At 40.5% G+C, this 23170-nt stretch carries 19 protein-coding genes; 11 read left to right on the top strand and 8 right to left on the bottom strand.

The features are described 5' to 3' along the window. Nucleotides 1-46: 46 nt before the first annotated feature. The 3 genes from LV85_RS11510 to LV85_RS11500 all read left to right on the top strand — a co-directional run bounded on the left by LV85_RS11510 (nt 47) and on the right by LV85_RS11500 (nt 6783). Nucleotides 47-3322 (top strand): SusC/RagA family TonB-linked outer membrane protein, encoded by a 3276-nt coding sequence (locus tag LV85_RS11510; protein ID WP_111319524.1) that lies wholly within the window; start codon nt 47-49, stop codon nt 3320-3322. Between the two features lie 27 nt (nt 3323-3349). Further along, a complete protein-coding gene (locus LV85_RS11505) occupies nt 3350-5107 on the top strand; it encodes a RagB/SusD family nutrient uptake outer membrane protein (RefSeq protein ID WP_158531175.1) in 1758 nt (585 codons plus the stop codon). A 146-nt stretch (nt 5108-5253) separates the two neighbouring features. Then, nucleotides 5254-6783 (top strand): sulfatase-like hydrolase/transferase, encoded by a 1530-nt coding sequence (locus tag LV85_RS11500; RefSeq protein WP_111319723.1) that lies wholly within the window; start codon nt 5254-5256, stop codon nt 6781-6783. Nucleotides 6784-6851: 68 nt separating this feature from the next. On the opposite strand, the gene LV85_RS11495 is transcribed toward LV85_RS11500, so the two are convergent. Beyond that, entirely contained in the window at nt 6852-8657 is a 1806-nt protein-coding gene (locus LV85_RS11495; RefSeq protein ID WP_111319520.1) for a hypothetical protein, read from the bottom strand. 468 nt (nt 8658-9125) lie between these two features. Between LV85_RS11495 and LV85_RS11490 the strand changes: the two genes are divergently transcribed. From LV85_RS11490 to LV85_RS11480, 3 genes are all read left to right on the top strand, one after another. Continuing rightward, complete coding sequence (locus LV85_RS11490; protein ID WP_111319518.1) at nt 9126-9380, top strand: hypothetical protein; 255 nt, start codon at nt 9126-9128, stop codon at nt 9378-9380. Between the two features lie 65 nt (nt 9381-9445). After that, entirely contained in the window at nt 9446-9994 is a 549-nt protein-coding gene (locus LV85_RS11485) for an RNA polymerase sigma factor (protein ID WP_111319516.1), read from the top strand. Beyond that, nucleotides 9981-11366: a hypothetical protein gene (locus tag LV85_RS11480; RefSeq protein WP_111319514.1), complete on the top strand. Its 1386-nt coding sequence runs from the start codon at nt 9981-9983 to the stop codon at nt 11364-11366. Before LV85_RS11485 ends, LV85_RS11480 begins: the two co-directional genes overlap by 14 nt. A 130-nt stretch (nt 11367-11496) precedes the next feature. Here LV85_RS11480 and LV85_RS11475 read toward each other — a convergent pair whose 3' ends face one another. From LV85_RS11475 to LV85_RS11455, 5 genes are all read right to left on the bottom strand, one after another. Then, nucleotides 11497-12075: a GrpB family protein gene (locus tag LV85_RS11475; protein ID WP_111319512.1), complete on the bottom strand. Its 579-nt coding sequence runs from the start codon at nt 12073-12075 to the stop codon at nt 11497-11499. Nucleotides 12076-12106: 31 nt separating this feature from the next. Then, entirely contained in the window at nt 12107-13885 is a 1779-nt protein-coding gene (locus tag LV85_RS11470; protein ID WP_111319510.1) for an arylsulfatase, read from the bottom strand. A gap of 157 nt (nt 13886-14042) precedes the next feature. Next, the gene (locus LV85_RS11465; protein ID WP_111319508.1) at nt 14043-15101 is read right to left on the bottom strand and encodes an alpha-L-fucosidase; all 1059 of its coding nucleotides are present in this window, start codon (nt 15099-15101) and stop codon (nt 14043-14045) included. Between the two features lie 101 nt (nt 15102-15202). Further along, nucleotides 15203-16000, bottom strand: coding sequence for a class I SAM-dependent methyltransferase (locus LV85_RS11460; protein WP_111319506.1), 798 nt, complete (start codon nt 15998-16000; stop codon nt 15203-15205). Between the two features lie 299 nt (nt 16001-16299). Beyond that, nucleotides 16300-16905 carry a DUF2911 domain-containing protein gene (locus LV85_RS11455; protein ID WP_111319504.1) on the bottom strand — a complete coding sequence of 202 codons (606 nt, stop codon included), beginning with the start codon at nt 16903-16905 and terminating at the stop codon, nt 16300-16302. Nucleotides 16906-17243: 338 nt separating this feature from the next. Here LV85_RS11455 and LV85_RS11450 point away from each other — a divergent pair, with 338 nt between their 5' ends. Both LV85_RS11450 and LV85_RS11445 read left to right on the top strand, forming a co-directional pair. Continuing rightward, nucleotides 17244-17636 carry a hypothetical protein gene (locus tag LV85_RS11450; protein ID WP_111319502.1) on the top strand — a complete coding sequence of 131 codons (393 nt, stop codon included), beginning with the start codon at nt 17244-17246 and terminating at the stop codon, nt 17634-17636. Then, nucleotides 17633-18640: an IS3 family transposase gene (locus LV85_RS11445; RefSeq protein ID WP_111319500.1), complete on the top strand. Its 1008-nt coding sequence runs from the start codon at nt 17633-17635 to the stop codon at nt 18638-18640. The genes LV85_RS11450 and LV85_RS11445 overlap by 4 nt, the downstream gene beginning before the upstream one ends. Before the next feature lie 134 nt (nt 18641-18774). Here LV85_RS11445 and LV85_RS11440 read toward each other — a convergent pair whose 3' ends face one another. After that, nucleotides 18775-19611, bottom strand: a complete 837-nt coding sequence (locus LV85_RS11440) for a sugar phosphate isomerase/epimerase family protein (RefSeq protein WP_111319498.1) — start codon at nt 19609-19611, stop codon at nt 18775-18777. A gap of 87 nt (nt 19612-19698) precedes the next feature. Between LV85_RS11440 and LV85_RS11435 the strand changes: the two genes are divergently transcribed. From LV85_RS11435 to LV85_RS11425, 3 genes are all read left to right on the top strand, one after another. Continuing rightward, nucleotides 19699-20742 (top strand): NHL repeat-containing protein, encoded by a 1044-nt coding sequence (locus tag LV85_RS11435; protein ID WP_111319496.1) that lies wholly within the window; start codon nt 19699-19701, stop codon nt 20740-20742. Nucleotides 20743-20814: 72 nt separating this feature from the next. Next, complete coding sequence (locus LV85_RS11430; RefSeq protein WP_111319494.1) at nt 20815-21195, top strand: VOC family protein; 381 nt, start codon at nt 20815-20817, stop codon at nt 21193-21195. 110 nt (nt 21196-21305) lie between these two features. Further along, a complete protein-coding gene (locus tag LV85_RS11425; RefSeq protein WP_111319492.1) occupies nt 21306-22613 on the top strand; it encodes a sensor histidine kinase in 1308 nt (435 codons plus the stop codon). Here LV85_RS11425 and LV85_RS11420 read toward each other — a convergent pair. Continuing rightward, entirely contained in the window at nt 22610-23170 is a 561-nt protein-coding gene (locus LV85_RS11420) for a LutC/YkgG family protein (RefSeq protein ID WP_111319490.1), read from the bottom strand. The two genes, LV85_RS11425 and LV85_RS11420, sit on opposite strands and share 4 nt — an antisense overlap.

Genomic DNA, 23170 nt, shown 5'->3' with positions numbered 1-23170 from the left:
AAACACTAATGAAAGTATGTATCGCATAATGTTTAACTAATAAAATATGAAAAGAAAACTACTGTATTTTCAAAAGGTCCTTTCAACTGGACTTTTTTACATTGTACTTCTGCTTTGTCTTTGCTCAAATCGACTTATGGCAGGAGAAGCTGGTCAAAGTGACCAACCTTCACATAAGAATTCCATTAATGAAGGAAGCTTAAAATCAATCTCTTCAAGTGAGATGGTTTCTGAAAAGATCGAAGTTACCGGAGTTGTAAAGGATAATACCGAATTTCCAATACCAGGTGTGACTGTCATCGAGGTGGGAACCACCAACGGAACCGTTACCGATTTGGATGGTCAGTATAAGCTTAGTGTAGAAGAAGGAGCTTCACTTGAATTTTCCTTTGTTGGTTACCAAAAGCAAACTATTGAAGTCAATGGAAGAAACTTCATTGATGTATTCATGGAGGATGATGTGTCTGATTTGGATGAGGTAATCGTCGTGGCATACGGTACGCAGAAAAAGAGCAATCTGACGGGCTCCGTTACCGATTTGAAAGTAGATAGATTGGTTCAGACCCCAGTGACTAATGTCAAAGGTCTCTTAATTGGTCAGGTTCCAGGCTTGATTTCCAACCAAAATCCAGGATTGCCAGGTGAGGATAATGCTTCTTTAAGTATCCGTGGATTTGGAAATCCATTGGTAATTGTAGACGGAATTGAATCTTACTTGGATCGAATAGATCCAAATGATATTGAAACTGTAACCGTATTAAAAGATGCTTCGGCAGCCATTTATGGAGCCAGGGCAGGTAATGGAGTTATTTTGGTCACTACCAAAAGAGGTAAAGCTGGATCAATGACGGTTAATTACCATGGCTTCTTAGCAACTCAAAAAAGATTGACTTTTGCTAATCAAGTTGATGCTGCCGGCTTTATGCAGCTCGGTAGAGACGCAATTTTCAATAGTCAATATGATCCACTTGACCCAGATGCAGACATTAGTTATGGAACTCTTTTTACGGAGGAAAATCTAAATCTTTACCAATCAGGACAGTTGCCTTCTTACAATTGGGTAGATGCTGTTTTGAAGGACACTGGCTCTCCATTAATGAGTCATAATCTAAGTTTCAGAGGAGGAAGTGAAAAAATTAGGTACTATTCCTCTATTGGATATACCAGTCAATCAGGTGTTTTTACGGGTGACTATGAATACAAGAAGTTGACGTTGACGAATAATATGGATATCGACTTATCTAAGAACATTGTCCTAACCATCAACGGTCAATATATTAAAGAGGACAAGGACTATTCAATAATTGCCCCTTCTCAAATTTGGAATGATCTACAGACTTCGCAGCCACTTTTCAATCCAAATTTGCCGGATCCTAATAAAGCTCCTTATTCAGGTTTCAATGAAAGGTCTCCCGTAGCAAGGGTGCAACAGAAGTTTGCAGGCTATAGTAGGTCATATCACCATACTTTGACTGGATCTGCAGAGTTGAAATACACGGTCCCTTTTGTGAAAGGCTTAAGTGTAGGAGGTAAAGTAAATGTAAGAGCTCGGAATTTGCAGAATGCCTCTTTATCAACTCCTTACGATGTTTGGACATATGATGCTGACGCCATTACTGATGATTTTGATGGATACACATTAGAAGGATCAATCTTAGGTAATAGCTTCACTAGGTCATACACTTATGGTGGCAGTGCTGACCCTAATAGCCGAGTACTTTCTAGAGCCTATGCTATGTATGATAAAGCAATAGACAAGCATGAATTTGGATTGTTGGTTTTTGGTGAAAACGAAAACAACGTTTACAGGTCTTTAACTGTAAGACGAATAGATCTTTTGTCTACTGAAGTACCGCAAATTGGGGGTACAAATGAACTAACCAATTCAAACGGCACAGGAAGAGATATTGAATACACAAGAGTAAGTTTCGCCGGTAGATTTAATTACGCTTACGACGAGAAGTATTTATTAGAAGCGACATTAAGAGCGGATGCAAGTTCAAAGTTTGGCTCCAACGCTTGGGGTTATTTCCCATCAGTATCTGTGGGTTGGAATATCGCTAGAGAGGACTTTCTTGCAACTTCGGATGTATTAGATCAGCTAAAGTTACGCTTGTCATTTAGTCAAACTGGAGTTGATAGCAACGTTGGAAATACTTCTTTTGATTTTCTCTCTGGATTTGAGGAGACGTCTGGATCAGTATATTATTTAGATGGAGTGCCTACCGCTGTAATAAATAACACTGGGTTAGTGAATCCTGATATTACCTGGGAGTCTACAACTCTTTACAATGCAGGTGTTGATTTAACGATGTTCAATGGCAAATTGTATTCTACCTTGGATGTGTTTTATAGGTATAGAGATGATTTGCTTAGAATTCCATTAGAATCTCTTCCTTCTACTTTTGGAGCTACTTTACCGCAGGTGAACTTGGATTCAAGGAGTAATAGAGGTTTTGAGTTATCTATTGGAAACCAAGGCTCTTTTGGAGATTTCAAATACGACATTAGCGCAAGCGTGGCATATGCGAGAGAGAAATTCGAGAATTATCAGGAAGACATCAATATGGAAGACCCTATTCAAGTTGAATTTGATCAGCTGAGTGGAAGATGGGTGAATGTAACCTATGGTTACAAAACAAATGGACTATTCAATACACAAGCGGAAGTTGATAAGTATTTGGAACAATATACTATTGAAGATATCAATGGTAGTCCAAAACCAGGCGATATTAGATATGTGGATATTAATGAGGATGGTATAATCAACAGGGCAGATCGCTATCAAATCGGTTACGGAGCCAATCCAGATATTACCTATTCACTAGCTCCGAGGTTATCTTATAAAGGCTTTAGCTTAGCAATGTTGTGGCAGGGTGGAACGAGGTTCAATGTGAATATTACTGGACTCTATAGAGCAGCCTTCAATAATGAGCAAGTTCCTCTTGAATTACATGAAAAATATACCTGGGCTCAAGACCCGAGCAATCCAGGGATTGGATCTAATCCTAATGCTCAACTGCCAGCCTACGAAAGAAACGGTACTAGACCTTGGAATAATATTAATTCTGATTTCTGGATGTACAACGGTACCTACCTCAGACTGAAAACAGCTACAGTTTCTTACTCATTACCGAGTAGCTTCTTAAGTAAAATTGGATTGAGTAATGCTAATGTATACTTGTCTGGTGATAATCTTATGTCCTTCAATAACATGGGGATTTTCAAAGATGCTGTTGATCCAGAAGAAGCTACCAGTGCTAACGCATTCAAACTGCCACTTTTGAGGACCATGTCATTTGGAGTACAACTTGGATTTTAAATGTCAAAACGTAAAAACATGAAAGTCATGAAATCAAGAATAATATTAATGATGCTGCTGTTGACCGTTTTTGCATCATGTGAAAGTCAACTTAGCAAAACCCCAGATTTTATCTCTGAAGAGGTTGTTTTTGAAGATAAAAATCTCACGGAAGCCTATATAGCTAGTATTTATCAAGAAATGCTTTTCATTGATATGGGAGGGGAAGCTCAAAATAATATGGGAATGATCCCTGCAGCAGGTGCTGAGCATATAAATTATGCTAATTGGCAAACCCCTAATTCCACCTACAGTAGATCTTATACCGCTGCAGCTGGTGCGGGTCCATTGGATTATTGGGGTTATAATGCTATCAGAGATATCAATTACCTAATTGAAAACATCGGCCAAAGCAAGTCTTTAAGCGAGGCGTATATTTTGCAAAAAATAAACGAGGCAAGGTTCCTAAGAGCCTATACTTATTTTCAAATGGTCATCAGATTTGGTGGAGTACCATTGATCACTAAAGTTCAAAATGTGGATGATCCTTATGATGTTTTGTATCCACCACGTGCAAAAGAGCAAGAAATCTATGAATTTATTCTCTCAGAACTTGATGAGATTATCCTCACAATGCCAGATCTGAAAACTGGTGCAGCAGGAAGAATTGATAAGTATACAGCTTTAGCCTTGTCTTCAAGAGCTTCTCTATATGCAGCAAGTATCGGTAATTTCGGAACAGTTCAGAACGATGGCTTGGTAGGTATCGAGCCAGGTTCAACCGAAGGGCTATACCAAAAAGCTTACGATACTTCAAAAGAGATAATTGATTCAGGTTTGTTCTTACTCTATGATAAGCACGAAAACAAAAAGGTGAATTTCTCTCAATTGTTTCTAGATGAGGGCAACGATGAGGTGATTTTTGCTGAAGTATTTGAGCCTGTTGTCAGAGGTCATTCATTGGATAACCTGTCTACCCCTGCAGGATTTCTATCTACGTGGAATTCTAATTTCCCAGTCCTTTATGATATTGTTGAGTTATTTGATTTTGTCGATGGAAGAAAAGGAACAGATATATCCAGAGATGAATTGAATTCTTCCAACACTTGGGATATAGATGATTTCTTTGGAAATAGAGATCCAAGATTTACTTCTGCAGTATTCTATCCAGAGTCAGTTTGGCAAGGCGGATTGGTTTACTTCCATTCTAGCACCACTTATACCGATGATTCAGGAGAAAGAGTAACTGTCACTAGTGGAACATTAGATAGAAATGGTGAAGAATGGCCAGCTGCTGCACATCCAAGAAATGTCAGGAACACTGCTTTATTACTTCGTAAAAAATTGGATGAAACCAATTTGGAGCCAATATCGGGAAGATCAGGTCAGGATTTCTATGTATTCAGATATGCAGAAACACTTCTTAACTTTGCAGAAGCTGCTTTCTATTTGGGTAAAACTGGTGAAGCACTGGATGCTTTGAACCAGCTTAGAGATAGAGCAGGAATGCCACTAATGACAGAAGCAACAGAAGCTAATATCAGACAAGAGAGACAAGTAGAACTTGCTTTCGAAAGCCATAGATTCTGGGATTTGATACGCTGGAGAATAGCTCCTAAGTACTTGGATAAGGTAAGAACCAAAGGCCTGGTTTTCAATTATGATATGGATGCTGACACTTATGTTATTACACTAAAAAATGCTGAAGGAACGGATCGTAGTTTTGGTCCTGAGAGATTTTATCTTCCAATTTCTCTAGCACGCATCGCTGATAATCCTAGCTTGGAACAAAACCCAGGTTATTAATATATCGCAGATATTGAATAAGGGTCAGAATTGTTCTGGCCCTTATTTTTATGTTGTTAGTAGTCATTCAGTAGACTTATCTTAGCATTGTAAATCCTATTACTTTGAACAGTTCAATGAAATCAACACATACACTTAAACAGTTCATGCTCTACGGGGCCATGAGCATAGTTACGCTAGCTTGCAGCAATAGCAAGGAAAGTGAAAAGGCCACAGAAGTATCCAGCGCCAAACCAAATATCATTTTGATCTATACCGATGATGTTGGCTTCGGAGACCTTTCTGTCTATGGAGGAAAGATTGCTACGCCTAATATTGACAAGCTAGCAGCGGACGGTTTACTCTTCACCAACGCATATGCTACCGCAGCGACCTGTACGCCATCTCGCTATAGCTTATTGACAGGAGAGTATGCATGGAGAGCCAAAGGGCGTGGAGTAGCACCAGGCGATGCTTCTGCGTTGATTCGTCCAGGAGTGGAAACGCTACCTTCCGTTTTGCAGCGTGCAGGATATCGTACAGCTGCTGTGGGCAAATGGCATCTTGGCTTAGGTGGGGATGAAGGCCCCGATTGGAATGGTGAATTGAATCCTGGGCCTCTGGAAATAGGTTTTGATTATTCCTTTATCATACCAGCTACGGGGGATCGCGTGCCAACGGTCTTTGTGGAAGATCATCATATTGTTGGGCTGGATCCTTCGGATCCGATTGAGGTGAATTACCGTAAAAAAATAGGTGATGGCCCTACGGGAAAAGATAATCCTGAACTCTTGAAAATGATGTGGTCACATGGTCACAATCACAGTATTGTCAATGGTGTCAGCAGAATTGGCTATCAGACGGGCGGTGAAGCGGCACTATGGAGAGATGAGGATTTTGCGCAGACATTCGTTGACAAAGCCGCTGCTTTCATCAAGAAAGAATCTGATAAGCCCTTCTTTGTTTACTTTTCTACACATGATATCCATGTGCCGAGAATCGCCCATGAGCAATTCCAAGGAGCTACTGATTTCGGTCCTAGAGGCGATGTGATCGTACAGCTAGATTGGCAAGTAGGGGAACTGATGAAGTTGCTAACAGAACAAGGCTTAGAAGAAAACACAATGGTGATTTTCTCTAGTGATAATGGTCCTGTGTTGGATGATGGATATGTGGATCAAGCTGTAGAATTAAAAGCTGATCATGTGCAAGGGGGAGGTCTAAGAGGCGGGAAATACAGTGCATTTGAAGCGGGAACGCGTATCCCGATGATTGTGAAGTGGCCTTCCATTGTCACAGCTAATTCCCGTACAGATGTAATGTTTAGCCAGGTAGATTTTCTGGGCTCTATAGCTGCCAAAATGGAAATTCCTTACGATACGATTCAGGCTGTGGATACAGAGAATCACTGGGGAGTACTGATAGGAAAAGAAAGTACAGGCAGAGCTTCTTTGGTGCAGGAGGCACTCTTCTCCAATCTTGCTTACCTGCGTAGTGATGGGATGAAATTTATTCCGGGCAATAATGGACCTGATATGGTTCCATGGGGACCGATCATTGAGACTGGCTTCGCAAAGACTGATCAGTTATTTGATATTAGGACTGATCCAAAGGAATTGAAAGATATCTCAGCTGCACATCCCAGCGTAGTGGAAGAAATGAAAAAGGAGCTTTCGGATATAGTCAACAACAAGTAAGATTTTAAATTCATACAAAAAGGGCTTCTTGTCAATCAGGAAGCCCTTTTTTAGTGTAGTTGGAGTTCTCAGGCAATCTCTGCTTTTAAAGGAAGGCTGAAGGATTCAATCTCATTTTTTAGACTGAGAAACTGTCCTTTCATTTTGTTAAGAATATCCTCAGAATCCAATTGAACGGAGTTGATCATATCCTGATAATAGCTGACACCTTCAATTAGGTTTGATCTGAATTTTTCTAAGTAAGCTTCCTTTTTCGCTACTTTTTCAGTGATTTTGGTTTCAAACTCATTTTTCAAATAGGCCACATACAACTGCAGTTCTTTCACAAAAACGTGAGGTCTTTCCATATCTACTTTCAGCGCGAACTTTCCATAAATATGATCAGCCATTTCCTTAAGCGTATAGGTGCCTTTGAAATAAGCTAAGTTTGGTCCAGGGCAAATAGTCACGGCACTTAGATTTCGTCTAGGAGTTTCTCCTGCTGCCAAAATCGCTGGGGCACTTAGACCTTCACAAAGACAGTCTTTTGCTTTCACTTTTTCCATTTCTTCTACATCGATTTCCCCAGCCTCAAACTGCTTCGATTTGAGGTTTTGGTATTGTCTTGAAGCGGTGCAAATAGGCTTGTCTGTGAACTCAGTGTTGTTAATCAAAAATTTCTTGTAGCAAGGACTGCCGGATCTATTTTTCTCAATTCTTGCCACACGCTGCTCCTCACCAGAAGAAGTTCTGAGGTTGTTGAAAGGTACGCCTAGGGGCGAAGCATGACTGAGGTAGAAGTCGGATTTCTTTGCTTGGAAGAGGCGATCTAAGGTTTCGTCATCCACAGAGGTCGCTTCTGGAACTAGGAGAAAAGGACTTCCCCAGCCAGTTCCATCGAGCTCATAATACTCGCGCAAGAAGCTATCTTCGCTTGCAGTACCGATCCCTCCCTGATAAGTTATCTTGAAAGTAGGGCTTTCAGAAAGAGTCCTTAATCCTTTGCTTTCCAGTGCGTTTTGGCAAGTTTCATAAAGTGATTGAAAAAGCTCATTTCTTTTGGTTTTGAACTCCTCCAAAATCGGACCGATCAGAAATCCATCCGTTGCAAAGGCGTGACCTCCGCAGTTCAGCCCAGACTCTATTCTGAATTCTGAGATCCAAAGTCCTTTCTTTGCCAAGAATTTTCCTTGGATCAAAGCAGATCTATAGTCACTTACTTTTAGGATAATTCCTTTGGAAATTTCTCCAAATTGATTTGGGTAAAATTCTGAAAATTGCTCGGCATAGCCATAAAGTGCTGGATTCATTCCGGCAGAAAATACCACCGAACCATTGGCTTTGCTGTTGGCAAATCCTCTCAGAGCGGACAGTGCATCAGAGTATTCTCGAGGTAAATCATTGCCTGATTTATCGCTATTGATTTTGTCCACCTTCGTCATGATGTTGACGTCGATTGCTCCCATGCTCAGCTTGGATTTGAATTCCTCTTTGAGTTGAAATTTCTCATCTTCTGAGGCAGTTTGGATCTTAGCAAACAAGTCCAAAAGGACCGTATTTTCGGGTAACAATTCCAGGTATTTTTGGAATTCAAAATTCTTGTCCCAGTCCTTATTGACCAATTTATTGAATTGTTCCTCTACCAGAGATTGAGTCAAATCAAGGTATGCCGTGATTCTTTTTGCACGATAATCTTCCTCTTTTCCCGAAATTGGAATGAATTCGCGAACAAATTTCGTGGAGTATATTTTTCGCATGTCTTCCAACAGATGATCATCCATAATGGAGACTACGCTGGAGATGCCATATTTAGCAACTTTGATGGGAGTATCTACAGTATACCCAAGTCCCATTACAGGAATATGGAAGCTATGAGCAGTGGTTTGATGAGACATATGTATGGGAAAAGTTTATACTTAATATATGAAAAAGTAAAATTAGCGCCAATTGTCTCCCTTTAGCCTGCCAGTCCTCAGGGCTAAGACTGACTTTTGTCATGTTTGGTTTTTGTGCCAAAGTATTTGCGGTTTATCTGAAGCCATTCGTGTGACACGAACGGCGGCCTTAGACACGGAGGGCAGCCTTAGAATACGCATTCTTTAAGACATAAACAGCGGCCTTAGAATACAGCTTTATAGCGAACAAGAGCCTAGCTATAATTTTAAATTCTAAATTTCCCCATTTTATTCCCACTGGACATCAACCTGAAAAATGCCTCTTAAATTTGAACATTGATTATTAGCTCCGTGTCCCCAACCAACAACCCACAACCACCAACCAATAACCAACACCTACCAACCAAAAAATATTTCCCCACACCTGTAGCGTCTTGAGTACTAAGTCCGTCAGGGTAATAAAGAAGGATGAATACAGTTCTACGGATTTATTTGGTATTGATATTTGCAGGCAGCGCGCTGAATGCTGGTTCTGAGAATGAATCGATCAACAGTGGATTTCCGCTAGAAGCATCTAATTTTGCTACAAATCCTAGCTATCCTCAGCATCTAATCGGAATTGCCGATTGTATGAATGCTGCCATAAGGCTGGAGAATAGCAGTACAAAGAAACTTGCGAATCATTCCACAGAGGAAGCAGCCTTTGTGGAGAGGAGCAAATGAATAGCTAAGATTGATAATTCCGACTCCAGCATGGATGTCGTAAACCATAGATTAATAGGTTTGAATTGAATTGGACGGATCAGGAGCTGATCGAAGGTTGCAAACGTAGATCGGCTAAGTACGAAGAGGTATTCTATAAAAGATACTATGGCTATGTCATGGGAATCAGTCTGTCCTATTCCAAAGATAAATCCCTGGCAGATGAGATCACGAACGACTCCTTTATGAAGTTTTTCGGATCGATCAAAAAATTTGATGACTTCCAGTCTGTAAAGGCATGGCTTCGTCGTATCACCGTAAACACCGCGATAGACTATTTCCGCAAGCAGAAGAAGTTTCAGAATCAAAGCGATGTATCTGAGGAAACTGGGGTTTTCCATGAAGTGAATGCGCTTCAAGATCTTGCATTTCAGGATATTATAAATCTGATCAATCTATTAGCAGAAGATCACAAAATGGTGTTCAATCTCTATGAGATCGAGGGCTATAGTCATAAGGAAATTGGGGAAAAGCTGGGACTAACCGAAAGTTCGTCTAGAGTATATCTAGCTCGGGCTAAGGCTCAGCTTCGCAAATTAGTCTCATTACACTTGAAAGAATATGAAGGAAGATAAGCTGGATAAGGAAATTGCTGCTTCCCTTAAAAAGAAGTTAGTCGAAGCCTCCATGCCCTACGAATTAGGTGCCTGGGAAGGTTTTCAGAAAAAGCGAGCTATGCTCAGACGCAGAACTATTGCCTATTGGGCATCAGGGATCGCTGCGTCTTTATTGCTCATCGCAGTTGGGTTGAATTCAGTAGATTTATCTGTTCATGAAAATGCTGATTCTACAGAGTTGAAACTGGCAGAAAGCGAGAAGAACATCCCTGAAAAGGTAATCGAGGAATTACCAGAAAGTGCTGATGCATTGGGAACTAAGTCTCAGGAAGAAGAAGTTGAACTAGAGTCAAGTAAAGATATTCTTGACCTAGAAACCCTTGCTGAAGCTTCAACAGCTCAAAACTCTCAAGCAAATCCTGCAGATAAGAAAGCTATAGCTTCCAGTCAACAGCCTATAGAAAGGTCTGTCAAATTGGATAAGGTTGAACTCTCATCTGAGGATCCAGCAAATTCTAATGAAAAGGCTGAAGTGCAAATAGGGGAAAAGTCAATTACTCAACAGGAGCAACAGATCGCTAAAGCAGAAGAAGCATCGGAAACAGTAGAAAATCAGGAGCAAGTCAAAGCTGCTGGGGAGACTGGGTTGGCTTTGGCAAAAGCCGAAGTAGTGCAGAAAACGACCGAGCCGGAGATCTTTGTTGCAGAGAATGACTTTCCAATTATCCCCAAAGAAAAAGCATCAGTTGGCTTAGGAATGGGTCTGTCACCAGGTTTTGGTGCGATCCAAAGCGATAATCAGGTAGCCACGGCTCAGACTATTGGTCTTGGTATGCTGGTGGATATTAATCTTCCTGGCAAGTTTACCTTAGGTTCAGGAGTAGGTTTGAACTATCTGAATCAAAACGCTGAGCAGGAAAGTATGGTGACGGTTTTTGGAAATTCATATCCTCAAACCGAGAAACTTGAAGTTCAACAGATGCAGGTCGAGGTTCCTGTCTTCGTGAAGTATCCTGTGACTAGAAACAATTCTGTGTCGATCCAAGCTGGTTTTTCCAACTACTATGCACTGAATCAGAAAGCCTCACAGGAGAATATTACTGAGCGGCAAGTAGCAGTTTATAACAATGATGCGGCTGGTTTTTCATCACTTACCATGCGTCAGGAATCAGTAGTAGAAAGCAAAGCATTGGAATCCAAAAGTGGTAAATTCTATCCCTTTGCCACACTGAATTTCGGAGTCAATCTGCGGGTCTTGGAGACCAAGGGAGCAAACTATGTGATCATGCCTTTCTACAATTATCAGCTGAAACAAGTCTCCGGCTATGGTGATACCTATGGCCTATTTGGAGCGAGTTTCAAGATGAATTTTGGAGGAGGGGATAGGTAGTGATTAGTGAGCAGTCTCAGTGATCAGTTTTCAGTTGTCATACTTTTCCAGAAGCAGAGCTTTCTTACATAGCCTAAGTTGAACGAGAGTCAATACCTCATTGGCTCAATCAAAGTATAAGCTGAACTCCTTACTTTTGTTGCTTGATCAAGTCTAAAGTCTCTTTTATAAAATCGTTTTTACCCAAAACATAAGCTCCTCGGTCGTTTCTAAACTTGGAGGCTAAATCTACTTTCAGGGCTTCGTACTCCTTTGCGCGCTCTTTATTTTCATTCAAATAGTCTCTAAATAGGATTTGCTCCCACATGATATTGTCGGATGGGCACATGTGAATGTGATAAATCTGTTCTTTTTTCCCATCAAATCTATAACCTTTGCCAAAAGACATGTAGGCAGGAATAAGATCTCTTTTGGGTACTTTGAAATAGGCATATCCTAAGGTTTCGAATTTTGAAATCAGGTCTTCATCAAAGAGTAATTCTGAAGGAATCTCAATCAACATATCTATGTATGGCTTCGACTTGATGCTCGGAATAGAAGAGCTACCAAAGTGCTCCACTCTCAGTATTGCATCAGAACCTACACTAGAGAGAATGGCTTCTTTTTCCTTTTCAAAAACAGATTTCCAGTTGGGATTATGATCTACAATCTCAATTGGGAAAAGGCTATTCCAGTCTTCTTTGGTTAACTCGTAGATTGTTTTGGTCATTATTTGATAGATTTTAGATTTGACAATTGTGCTAGTTAACTCGCTCCAAAACGAGCAATCGAAGCTCAATAAATTCAGAACCTTTGATTTCGGAGGCTTTCATCGATAAGGGATGATGTCCTTTGTCCAGTTGTATGATTCCCATTTCCTGAGGCAAGTAATCTTTCTCATAAGATTCATCACGTGGCGAACGATCATATTCTGCGGCTACATAATCCGAGTCATGAGCCTCTTTGATGAGAGTTTTTAGCTCATTTGATCCTTGCTTCAATACTAGGGTAGAGCCAATCGCAGAGGCTTTGCAGGTGTAGTAGACTGTTGCCTTATACTTGCCGCTAGTAAGAATATCAGTATCCCAGGTGACGCTATCCGTAGTGGAAGTCCAGTTGGTGAAATACGAGGAATTAGGATGAATGCTAGAACGCTTAATGCCACCATGCGGAAGGCCGTCTCGAGCTGGAAGGAGTGTGTATTTGCTATCTTCAAATCCTACAGGGAATACTTCTTCTCTCTCCGGATTGAGCTCTGAAAGTACTGTTTTGATCCAGTCATTTTTAGCTTGGGTCAATTCAGAAAGTATAGCTTCTGAAGGTTCAGCAATAGGATTGAGCTGACCAGGGTCTGTGCTTAAGTCAAATAGTTGATTCTCGTTATCCAGAATGTAGGTTTGATTACGAACAGAAACCCGACCTCTCCAATGGCTATACACATATCGTTCTGGCCATTCTGGCTTTGATTCTGTGAGTAGGGGCTTTAAACTCAGGCCGTCGTTAGGCTTATCAAATGGATTATTGATACCAGCCAAATCCACTAGCGAAGGCAGAATATCAATTGCGCTGGCTATCTGTGAGATGATTTGTGGTTTCAAGTGGTCTTTCCAATATAGTATAAAAGGAGATCGAACTCCTCCTTCATCTGTACTTCCCTTGATGCCTTTTAGCCCCTCATTCCATCTCCAGCCATTTGGACCATTGTCAGAGAGATAGATTACGATTGTGTTTTCTAGGAGTTTAAGGCTATCCAATTTGTCCACAAGTCTGCCGACATTCCAATCAATATTTTCAGTCAAGGCATAAGCTGCTCGAGTTTTATTTATCGTTTCTTTATCCCCGTATCGGTGGTTGGAATCTATAGTAGCGTCCTTGTATTTGTCCCACCAGATATCGGGTACCTGCATTGGGCTATGTGGTGTATTGTAAGCCAAATAGACAAAGAATGGATCATTCTTATGGTTTTCGATAAAGCTCAGTGCGTTATCGGTGAGATCATCAATGATAAATCCTTTTCCCTTGGTGACCTCACCATTTCGCTCCAGCATAGGGCTGAAATAATTTCCCCAGTGACCAGAAGTGAAACCATAGTATTCCTCAAAACCTCTATTGTTGGGATGATATGGAGGTTGGGAGCCATTGTGCCATTTGCCGTAGCCCGCTGTATTGTAACCATTTGATTGGAAGATTTCCGCAATTGTTTTTTCGTCAAGATCTAATCGCTCACCACCTTCTGAAGTAGAATAAACACCAGTTCTAGGATGATACCTGCCGGTCAAAATCTCCGCTCGAGTAGGAGAGCATACTGGGTCTACATAAAACCTACTGAATTGAACTCCCGCTTTTGCAAGTTGGTCAATATTTGGAGTATTCACCTGTGAGTTACCATTGATGCCCAGATCTCCCCAGCCTTGATCATCTGTAAGTATGAGGACAATATTTGGTTTGGTTACTTCTTCTGCTTCTGGTTTGCAGGATTGGAATAAGATTAATCCCATTCCAAGAATCAGATAAAAAATACTCTTTGGTGCTGCTGACATGGTTGCTAGGTTATATGGCTCGGGGCTAAGTGTTTATAAGGTAAGATATTAAATAAAATTGCCAGGTGGCAAACTACTTGGCTGAAGCCCAGTACTGGTGGCTTTAGCCTTTACTCGATTAATTGATTGCTAGTTAGAATATTTATTTTTCACTCCATTAGATACTAATATCCAATCGTTTTCTCAATTCGGCCAGTATCTCAATATCTTCATCTCTGATTTTTCCTTCTCGATTTGGTGGGCAGTTTAGAATCAAAATATTATCCTGTGACGTAGCAACCTTATACATTTCTACCAATTCATCGATAGGTTTGTAAACGCTGTCTTGGGTATTGTAAAACCATCGCTTACTAATGCAAACTGTTGATTCCCAAGGCATATAGTATTCTTCTCCATTATGGCTGAATAATTTGGGATCATTATCAATCGGTAGATAAGGGTCGCCCAATCTAAAATCACTTGGAAAATATCGTATCGGATAACCTTCTTTTTGGTCTGCGGGTAATACTGGGTGGAAGTCGGGATTTTCAGGTAAACCGATGGTCCAGTTCACACCAACTTGGCAATCTGGCTCCCTCGATTTTATGGTTTGATAGATGTCATTTATCGGCCAGCGGTTATTTTCCTTTAGCCAACCGCCATCAAACCAAAACTCCACGATATTGGTATGTTTTTGAGTGATATCCATCAATTCATTTAATTGCTGAATCATATAGGAATTGTAGCTGCTATCAAGTTCCACGTTTTCTACCTCGGCATTTCTATTTCTATCCCAAAGGGAATAGTATAGTCCTAAGCCGATATCATATTTTTCACATGCTTTGGCTACTGCCTCTACGACATCAGTGGTGTTACCTGAGTTGGCGATATCATATTCCGTGTACTTACTATCCCAAAGACAAAATCCATCGTGGTGTTTGGTGATTAAAATAACATACTTCATCCCGCTATCTTTTGCGGTTTTCACCCATTGATCGGCGTCAATGGCTGTAGGAGCGTAGCTTGAAGCAGGTTTTGAGCCATCAGTCCATTCCTGATCGTGGAAGGTGTTTATTCCAAAATGAATGAACATGCCATACTTACGTTCAATTTGCTTCAGCTGAGCTTCGCTAGGACTTGTTGATGGAATAGGAAGGATTTCCTTGTTGGAACCTGTGCAGGAATAAAAGAGTATCCCCAAAATTAGTAGCGTGAAGAGTGTGGTTTTATTTCTCATATTTATCTGGTATTACCTTTTATTACAAATGCTTTTTTCGCTTGGTCAATTAGATTCAATTACGAAAAGAGATTAAATCTCTTGACAAAATAGTTTAGTGTTTAAGCAGGCAATCTTCCCCTTACTTCAGTCAATTTCATGGTCATTGAAATAGCTTCGGTTTCCAGCCAGACATTATATTCTTCGATAGCTCTTAGCCTCAACTTATCGTCTAAATATCCTTCTTCCACCATTTGGCTTGAAGCGGCCACTTTAGACCAGATTCCAACTTTGGCTTTGAAATCCTCTCTGTGTTTTTCATAATGCTCATCAGAGTTTAGGGCTTCTATCTCCTGCATTCCGATTTCTTTCATTAGCTCAGGCAAATCATCCGCAATACCATTGTTCATTCCTGCATCAGCTCTCCATTTTAGAAAAGTCTTATAAAAATCTTGCATGCTCTGTGGCGGTAGTGGATTCCATCCCAACTTGTTGTGATTGTAATCCAGAATTGAAATCATACCCTTAGGCTTCAATAAAGTTTTCATTTTGAGCAAGGCTTCTTTTGGATTACTTAGCCACTGTAAAGTTCTTGCTGAAGTGATGAGGTCAAATTTCTCGTTTGAATCAAAGTCAAATAAATCAGTATGTATCAGACTTAGGTTCGGAATGTCAGCATAGGATGCCTTGCCGCTTTCAATAAACTTTTCTGTATTATCAATTCCTACAACTCTTCCAGAATCGCCCACTATGCTAGCAATATCCTTTGAGATAGAACCCGTACCACAGCCGACATCTAAGACTGACAAGCCTTTTTTAAGAATAGGCTCCAGCGTTCGATAGTCCACTTTTAGGCTTCTGCTATCAAAAATTTTAGCTGATGACTTCCCGTCTCTTTCTATATGTTTATTGCTTTTCATTGGTCCTAGTACTGATGAGAAGATCCTAAGTTAGGGCTGTTATTTTTAGCTGCGAAAAAGATTTTGATGCTCAGCACTGCCTTTTCCAAACAGCCAAAGCTTAAACTTTTCAATTCGTCTTGCTTTTACAGTTGACCCACGCCTGATTCCTGCAGGAAATCAGAGGGGATTACCTCCAATATTTATATATCAGACCTCAACTGGTGAGTTCAGATTCAATCCAATTTGACTGAGCTCTGTAAACCAAAAAAGCCCGAATCTAGTCCGGGCTTAAATCTAATATTAGAAAGGATTCGAGTTTAGAATACTCCCTTGAAACCTTCAATTTTCTGGTTCACCTGAGTATCTACCTCAAAGGATAGCATCACATCAGCCCACATAAAAGTAACTGAAGCGACCTTATTGTCTTCTGCTGAGATAAAGTATGCAAGTCTTTCGAACGTTTCTGGTGCTGGGATCGGTGTTACCTTGATCGCTACCGCATCGTCTTTTGCCAGAGCTGCCTCATCGATTTTGCCATCCTTGGTATAAGCAAAAACTGCGTTAGACTTTCCGTTCAAATGGATCGTCCAGTCTCCAGATTGCTGAGGAGTGATAAACAAAGAATATTTACCAGCAGGGATGCTTTTTCCAGCAATGCTCACTCCAGTGCTGAACTCGATGATTGTTGGACCATTGGCTCCAGCTCTCCAGCTCACACCATATTTTTCTAGTTCACCGAATACTTTTCTTCCTTTCACTGCAGGAGAAGAGTAGTCGATGCTGATCTTGGTGAAGCCGACAATTTGGGAAACATGAGCTGCTGGACTAGGCGCTGGTGCCTGAAGTTGTGCAAAAGATGTGGTGGAAACTGATAAAAAGAGAATGAAGGCAAATGCCGATAAAAAGAGTCTGGTGTTTTTCATGTGTTTGTAAATTGTTTTGGGATACGTTTTGATGGCAAGCTAAGTCAATTTTTTCAAATAAAAGGCTAAGCCATAAGCAACAGCTGCTAATTAAATTAGCTTATTAAGGGCCCTGTTTTGGTTTGCGTGATCAAGGAATAAATTAATATGTATATCCGCTTTTCTACCAGTAAGGTGGCAAAAGCAATGTAAGATATGTTAAACTTAAAAATTGAGGCCACTTCGGTCTTCGGTCTCCCGATAGCTATCGGGAGGTCTTCCAGCCTGATAAGCAAGGTCGTGTACTGAAATAGGTTGACACAATTTAGTCATGAATTGTAAACCTATAGACGGACGAAATGAAAGATTTAGAAAAATTCTCCGAATCATCCCGCAGAAAAATTGTAATTGACGTGGTTTCAGGCACGATGTCAAAGGAACAGGCGAGACGTGTTTACGGGATTAAGAGTAAATCAGCTATCTTGGAATGGATGAGGATTTTTGCTGGTTTGCCAAGAAATGCTGTGGTAGATCCTGTACCCCTATTAAAAGATATGTCTGAGGAAAAAGACGACATTCGAGCGCTGAAAAGCCGTATCAAACAGCTTGAAGATGAGCTGAATCTTAGCCGTTTGAAAGGAAAAGCTTATCAAATCATGGTGGATATTGCCAAGGAAGACTATGGGCTAGACCTAGAAAAAAAGCCTGGAGCCAAACAGTCACCAGACTCAAAGAAGAAGAACCTAAAATAGGTTTAGAACAACTTTGCAGATTGTTTGGCAAAAGTAGACAGGCATATTACAAAGCCTTTAACTATACTACTCAAGAAGCATTTAGAGAAGAATTGGTCCTGGATCTTGTTGCCAAGATCAGGAGAAAATCAAAAACTTCCCGCTGGGGAGTCCGAAAGCTTTATTTCTTGCTCCAGCCAGACCTGGAACTGCTAGGGATAAAAATGGGTAGGGATAAGCTCTTTGAGTTACTCGGTGCCCATGGTCTTTTAGTCAGTAAAAGAAAACGAAAGTTCTTTACTACACAAAGTCATCATTGGCTGAGAAAACATCAAAATATGGTCAATAATCTGGTTGTCTCGAGGCCTAACCAACTCTGGGTTTCCGACATAACCTATGTGCAGCTCAATAGCATGCCGTACTATATTTATTTGATCACTGATGCCTATTCTCAAAAAGTTGTTGGCTGGAATATAACACTTGACCTAAAGGCTGAATCAGCACTTCAGGCATTAAAAGTAGCATTGAAGTCTCAAAAAGACCTGCCCTCTTTTTCCTTAATGCATCACTCGGATCGTGGAATACAGTATTGTAGTTACGAATATACCGGACTATTGGAAAAACATCGGGTATGGATAAGTATGACCAAGCCTGCTTCACCCCAAGAAAATGCTATTGCCGAAAGAATGAATGGCATACTTAAGGAAGAATGGCTGGTAGATCTTGAAAAACTAAATGTCACTAATGTAAAAACATGCATTGGCCAGATAATCATGATCTACAACGAAATAAGACCACATGAAGGGCTGGGGAATATAACCCCAACTCAAGTACATGATAAAGGTTTTTTAAGGCATGAAGCCGAACGCGTAATTGGAAAAAGGTACCAGTGGAAGAAGAAAGCCGAACCAGTTACGGATCGGCTAACAAATAGCAACGCTATCGGACCAAACGATTATTCCTTGGCAAGTTGCTCCTCAGCAGAGCTTGCCTCCGCTTCATCGTGGTATTGTAAGTTAGAATAAACTACACAGAAGTTAAAACTGTGATTATATTTGATATTCAAAAGTGTCAACCAATTTCAGGACGACTCACAAAGAATCTAAGGTGACTGGCATCATTGCGGATAATCATATAAATTAAATACTTGATTACTTCCCTACTTCTCCAACTGCCTTTTGATAAAAGCAACACTCAAAGGAATCTGGGTGACAGATCTTGAGCTTTCGTCTTCGATGCTCAGATACTCAGTTCCTTGCTTTTTGGCTTCTTGGATAATGCCTGCGATATCAATGTCGCCTGTGCCCAGCACCACATTTTTTTCTACATCACCATGTCCGTCTTTAGATCCTGGGGTACCTATTTTACGATCCTTCAGGTGAAGAACAGGGAATTTTCCTGGGTATTTCTTCATGATGGCTAGTGGATCACCACCCCCCATTTTCACCCAGTACACATCCAGATTGAAAGCAAAGTACTTGGCATTTTCCAGCATGTAATCCATGACATCACCTTTTCCATACTTAGTGAACTCATAGCCATGAGGATGATACAAAAATGTAATCCCTTCCTTTTTTAGTTCTTGTCCCACAGCATTGAAGAGAGCAGTAGCTATTTTGATTTCCTCAATAGAAATGGGACCATCTTTATGAGGTATCCAGTAGCAGGTAGCATACTTAGCTCCATACTTCTTCGCCTGCGCTATAATGGGTGATAAGTCTTTATTGAGTTGATCATAATCAGCGCCTACACCCATGATGCGAAGATTATTATCCGCGAGAAGCTTGGCATATTCAGCATCAGTCATGCCATATTCTCCGCCTCCTTCAAGTGCAGAAATCCCCCATTCTGCAATAAGCTGATGGTATTTCACAGGATCAACTTTCATTTCATTACGGAGGGAGTATAGCTGTAAAGCCACTTCCTGGGCTTGAATAGTGACCAATGGACTGAGTAAAAATAGGAATAGTAGTAATATTTTGATCTGGGTTTTCATCTTAGTGTAAATAGGGTTTGACCTAAAATATGGATTATTATTCACTTTTCGATAGTATTCCTTAAATTCAAGGCTTAGCCCCTAATTATGAAATCAGATCGAAGAAAGTTTATCCAAAATGCCTCCTTGTTGGGAATGGCGATGTCAATTTCCCCTTCCATTTCTTTTGCTCGTATGCGAGATGAGGTAATAGGTCATGGAGATTTTCAATATAAAGTGGATATGAAATGGGGGATGCTAGATCCTGCCAAAGTACCTGTAAATAACTGTCACGAGATGGTGATGGATCGCAAAGGTCGGATGATTATGGTGACTGATGAACCTAAAAACAATGTCATTATATATGATCAATCAGGGAAGTTTCTTCAAGCTTGGACACTTGGAATGGATCGTGCACATGGCTTGACCCTAGTAGATGAAGGAGATGCCGAATACCTCTGGATTTCTGACAATGCTGGAAGAGTGGTGAAAACTACACTTGAGGGTACTATAGTAGTAGAAATAGCTGCACCAGTCAAAGAAGGGATTTACACTGAGAAAATGTCCTATGTGCCTACGGAAACCACCGTGGCTCCAAATGGAGATCTGTATGTGGCAGATGGCTATGGTTCACAGTACTTCTTGCATTATGATAAAAACGGAAATTTTATCCGAAAATTTGGTGGTGCTGGTTCTGGCGATGCGCAGTTCAGTACAGCTCATGGGATCACAGTAGATCAGCGTGGTGGAAAGGCTCCCACCTTATTATGTACTTCACGAGGGCACAATTCCTTTAAGAGATTTACCATGGATGGGGAATATATGGAGACAATCTTTTTGCCTGGTGCATTTGTTTGTCGTCCGGTGATCCATGGCGATAATCTATATGCTGGCGTCTGCTGGTCTAGACTTCGCTACTTAGAGCAAACGCCTGATTCAGGATTTGTGACTATTATGGATAAAGACAATAAAGTGGTTTCCAATCCAGGCGGTACAGCCCCTGAGTATAGAAATGGAGAACTTCAGCTGATGGTGCAGTCAGAGGCAATCTTTAAGCATTGTCATGATGTATGCATAGATCAGGACGAAAACATTTATGTATGTCAGTGGAATGCAGGGAAAACCTATCCAATTAAGCTTACAAGAGTATAGATTGGTCAAGGTTATTGTACAATGAAATCTTTTAATCCGCGTAGGCGGACAAGTTTATAAAATAATTGTGCTATGAAAAAAGTTACTGTAGGCTGGTTTGAAATACCAGTGAAAAACATGGATAGGGCGATCACTTTTTATCAAAAAGTTTTTGATTGTTCCCTTCACAAGCTTGATATGGGCGATTTCAAAATGGCGATGTTTCCCGGCGAAGGCGGAGGAAAAGGAGCAGAGGGTAGTTTGGTTTACCATAAGGATTTTTATAAGACAAGTAAATTAGCCGGTGCCCTAATCTATTTTTCATCCGAAGACGTATCTATTGAGCTGGCAAAAGTGAAAGAGGCTGGAGGAACCGTAGAGATACCTAAGAAAATGATATCACCGGAGTATGGTTATATGGGTGTTTTTATTGACTCTGAAGGCAATCGTATAGCTCTTCATTCGAATGATTAGCTATGATTTAAATCCTAAACTTTCATTTTTGCTACAAATTAACCGTATTTCGTCTTTGTGATGGACTGAAATATGTAAATTTGAGTCAAAATTTAGTTTAGAGGATTTTTATGCTGCTTACCAAAGGTTTATCGATTTCTGAGGAAAATGTTGCTAACCTGGAATATATCCAAAGAAAAATAGCGATGATGTTTTCGCTACTAGCATTCTTTCTATTAGTGCTATTAGCGATTTCTGATATTTTCACAGGAATGTCAAAAGAAATTATCTGGCTCAAATTCGGGCTTTCCAGTCCTTTCTTAGTAGCCTATTTCGTGGTTTCCAAATATGGTAAAGCCCAATTGGTATTAAATATTTTGCTAATTCTGGCTCATATCATCATTTGCGTCAATTTCTTATATAATGATGGAAATGATGGGCCTACGATTTATGCTTTTTTCTTGATGCTGGTAGTTATCTCCTTATTAATTCAAGGCTGGCTAAAAGTTATCTGGTTTATTGGCTCTTTATCTATGTTTTTCATCCTCTTCTATGGGGAATCAGTAGGTTTTATAGAAGTTCAGAGCTTTTACGAAGGTCCTCAAAATCAGTTTGTTGATCATGCGGTGACTATTTTATGGGTAAGTTTATTTGTCTTTACAGTGCTACATTTTTTCATCAAAAGCTACCAAAATCAGAATCAAGTTCTCCATTCAATCAAGCAGCGACAGGATCAAGCATTAGAGGATGTGAAGATGCTGAATGATCAAAAAAACAAATTGATAGCCATCCTTACACATGACCTCAAAAACCCTATTGGTATGCTTCACACGACACTTGAACTTGTAGAGAAGGATGCCTTTGACCCTGGAGAAATGGGGCAGATTCTACGGAATCTGAAAGGGCAAAGCTACCACCTCAATAAGGTTCTTAATAATACCTTAAGCTGGGTGATGACCGAATTGGAAGACCGTCCAAATGAAGTTTATCATATCAGTTTGGAAGAATTGACCAATGAACTGAAGGAAATGATGATGGTGCAGGCATTGGAAAAAAATCAACTTATTGAGGTCAGTATTAAAGGAGAAAATCGTGATATATCCATAGAAATCAATGAGATAAAAATTATTCTAAAAAACTTGCTGGACAATGCTATCAAGTTTTCTGCCCCCAACTCGACCATCGACTTTGGGCTAGAAATAGATGAGGAGAAGATAAGTTGGACGGTCTGTAACGAAGGATCTACCATCTCTGCAGAAGATCAGAAAAACCTCTTTGTATTCAGGGCAAGAACCTCATACGGTACGAAGAAAGAGAAAGGAACGGGTGTGGGCTTGCCTCTCTGTAAGAAAATTGCCGACAAGATTAAGTTTGACTTGAGTTATTGTAGCTCTAGAGAAGGTCATAACTGTTTCACGCTGACCAAGAAGCTGCTCTAAAGAATCACTACTCTAAGACTCATGGCTCCGTGAGCCCCTACCACCAAGGATTGTTCAATATCAGCCGTTTTGGATGGTCCAGCGATAAATACACCAAATCCTGATTTTGTTGCCCCTATTCGCTGATAGGCTTCATGCATGTTTCCTAGGATGTTTTCCTTCCTGATCACAATCACTAGGTGCGCTGTGATAAATGGGATAGCTCTTAGGTCTAAATTACTTTCATCCAGCCAAATTGCGGCATTCTCTGCCGAGGCAAATTGACCTTCTATGATAGCAAGATCTAGGTCTGCAAAATCAGCTGGGTGCTGCGGTACTTCACAATTGCTATAGGATGCAAAGCTAGGTGAGGAGCTATAGATTTTGGCAAAGCCAGTATCAGCGATCATTTGCTCTAATTCTACTTTGCTGACCACCGTGCCTTTATTGGCATTGAGAGAATGGGTATAGGCTTCTACGAGATCAGAAGCAACAGCGAAGTCAGGAATCTCTGGAAGAGGTTTCTCTTCCATGTTCAATCCTTTGATAGCTGCTAATATGGATTCTTTGCTGCTCAT

This window comes from Algoriphagus chordae, assembly GCF_003254055.1.
Taxonomy (GTDB): domain Bacteria; phylum Bacteroidota; class Bacteroidia; order Cytophagales; family Cyclobacteriaceae; genus Algoriphagus; species Algoriphagus chordae.
This window is presented reverse-complemented; position numbering and strand designations above follow the sequence as displayed.

Coding starts and splice junctions, on each gene's coding strand:
- LV85_RS11440 (WP_111319498.1), bottom strand. CDS start 19,611: ATGAAAACCCAGATCAAAATATTACTACTATTCCTATTTTTACTCAGT.
- LV85_RS11475 (WP_111319512.1), bottom strand. CDS start 12,075: ATGACCAAAACAATCTACGAGTTAACCAAAGAAGACTGGAATAGCCTT.
- LV85_RS11470 (WP_111319510.1), bottom strand. CDS start 13,885: ATGTCAGCAGCACCAAAGAGTATTTTTTATCTGATTCTTGGAATGGGA.
- LV85_RS11450 (WP_111319502.1), top strand. CDS start 17,244: ATGAAAGATTTAGAAAAATTCTCCGAATCATCCCGCAGAAAAATTGTA.
- LV85_RS11500 (WP_111319723.1), top strand. CDS start 5,254: ATGCTCTACGGGGCCATGAGCATAGTTACGCTAGCTTGCAGCAATAGC.
- LV85_RS11490 (WP_111319518.1), top strand. CDS start 9,126: ATGAATACAGTTCTACGGATTTATTTGGTATTGATATTTGCAGGCAGC.
- LV85_RS11505 (WP_158531175.1), top strand. CDS start 3,350: ATGAAATCAAGAATAATATTAATGATGCTGCTGTTGACCGTTTTTGCA.
- LV85_RS11425 (WP_111319492.1), top strand. CDS start 21,306: ATGCTGCTTACCAAAGGTTTATCGATTTCTGAGGAAAATGTTGCTAAC.
- LV85_RS11455 (WP_111319504.1), bottom strand. CDS start 16,905: ATGAAAAACACCAGACTCTTTTTATCGGCATTTGCCTTCATTCTCTTT.
- LV85_RS11435 (WP_111319496.1), top strand. CDS start 19,699: ATGAAATCAGATCGAAGAAAGTTTATCCAAAATGCCTCCTTGTTGGGA.
- LV85_RS11420 (WP_111319490.1), bottom strand. CDS start 23,170: ATGAGCAGCAAAGAATCCATATTAGCAGCTATCAAAGGATTGAACATG.
- LV85_RS11495 (WP_111319520.1), bottom strand. CDS start 8,657: ATGTCTCATCAAACCACTGCTCATAGCTTCCATATTCCTGTAATGGGA.
- LV85_RS11480 (WP_111319514.1), top strand. CDS start 9,981: ATGAAGGAAGATAAGCTGGATAAGGAAATTGCTGCTTCCCTTAAAAAG.
- LV85_RS11430 (WP_111319494.1), top strand. CDS start 20,815: ATGAAAAAAGTTACTGTAGGCTGGTTTGAAATACCAGTGAAAAACATG.
- LV85_RS11460 (WP_111319506.1), bottom strand. CDS start 16,000: ATGAAAAGCAATAAACATATAGAAAGAGACGGGAAGTCATCAGCTAAA.
- LV85_RS11465 (WP_111319508.1), bottom strand. CDS start 15,101: ATGAGAAATAAAACCACACTCTTCACGCTACTAATTTTGGGGATACTC.
- LV85_RS11510 (WP_111319524.1), top strand. CDS start 47: ATGAAAAGAAAACTACTGTATTTTCAAAAGGTCCTTTCAACTGGACTT.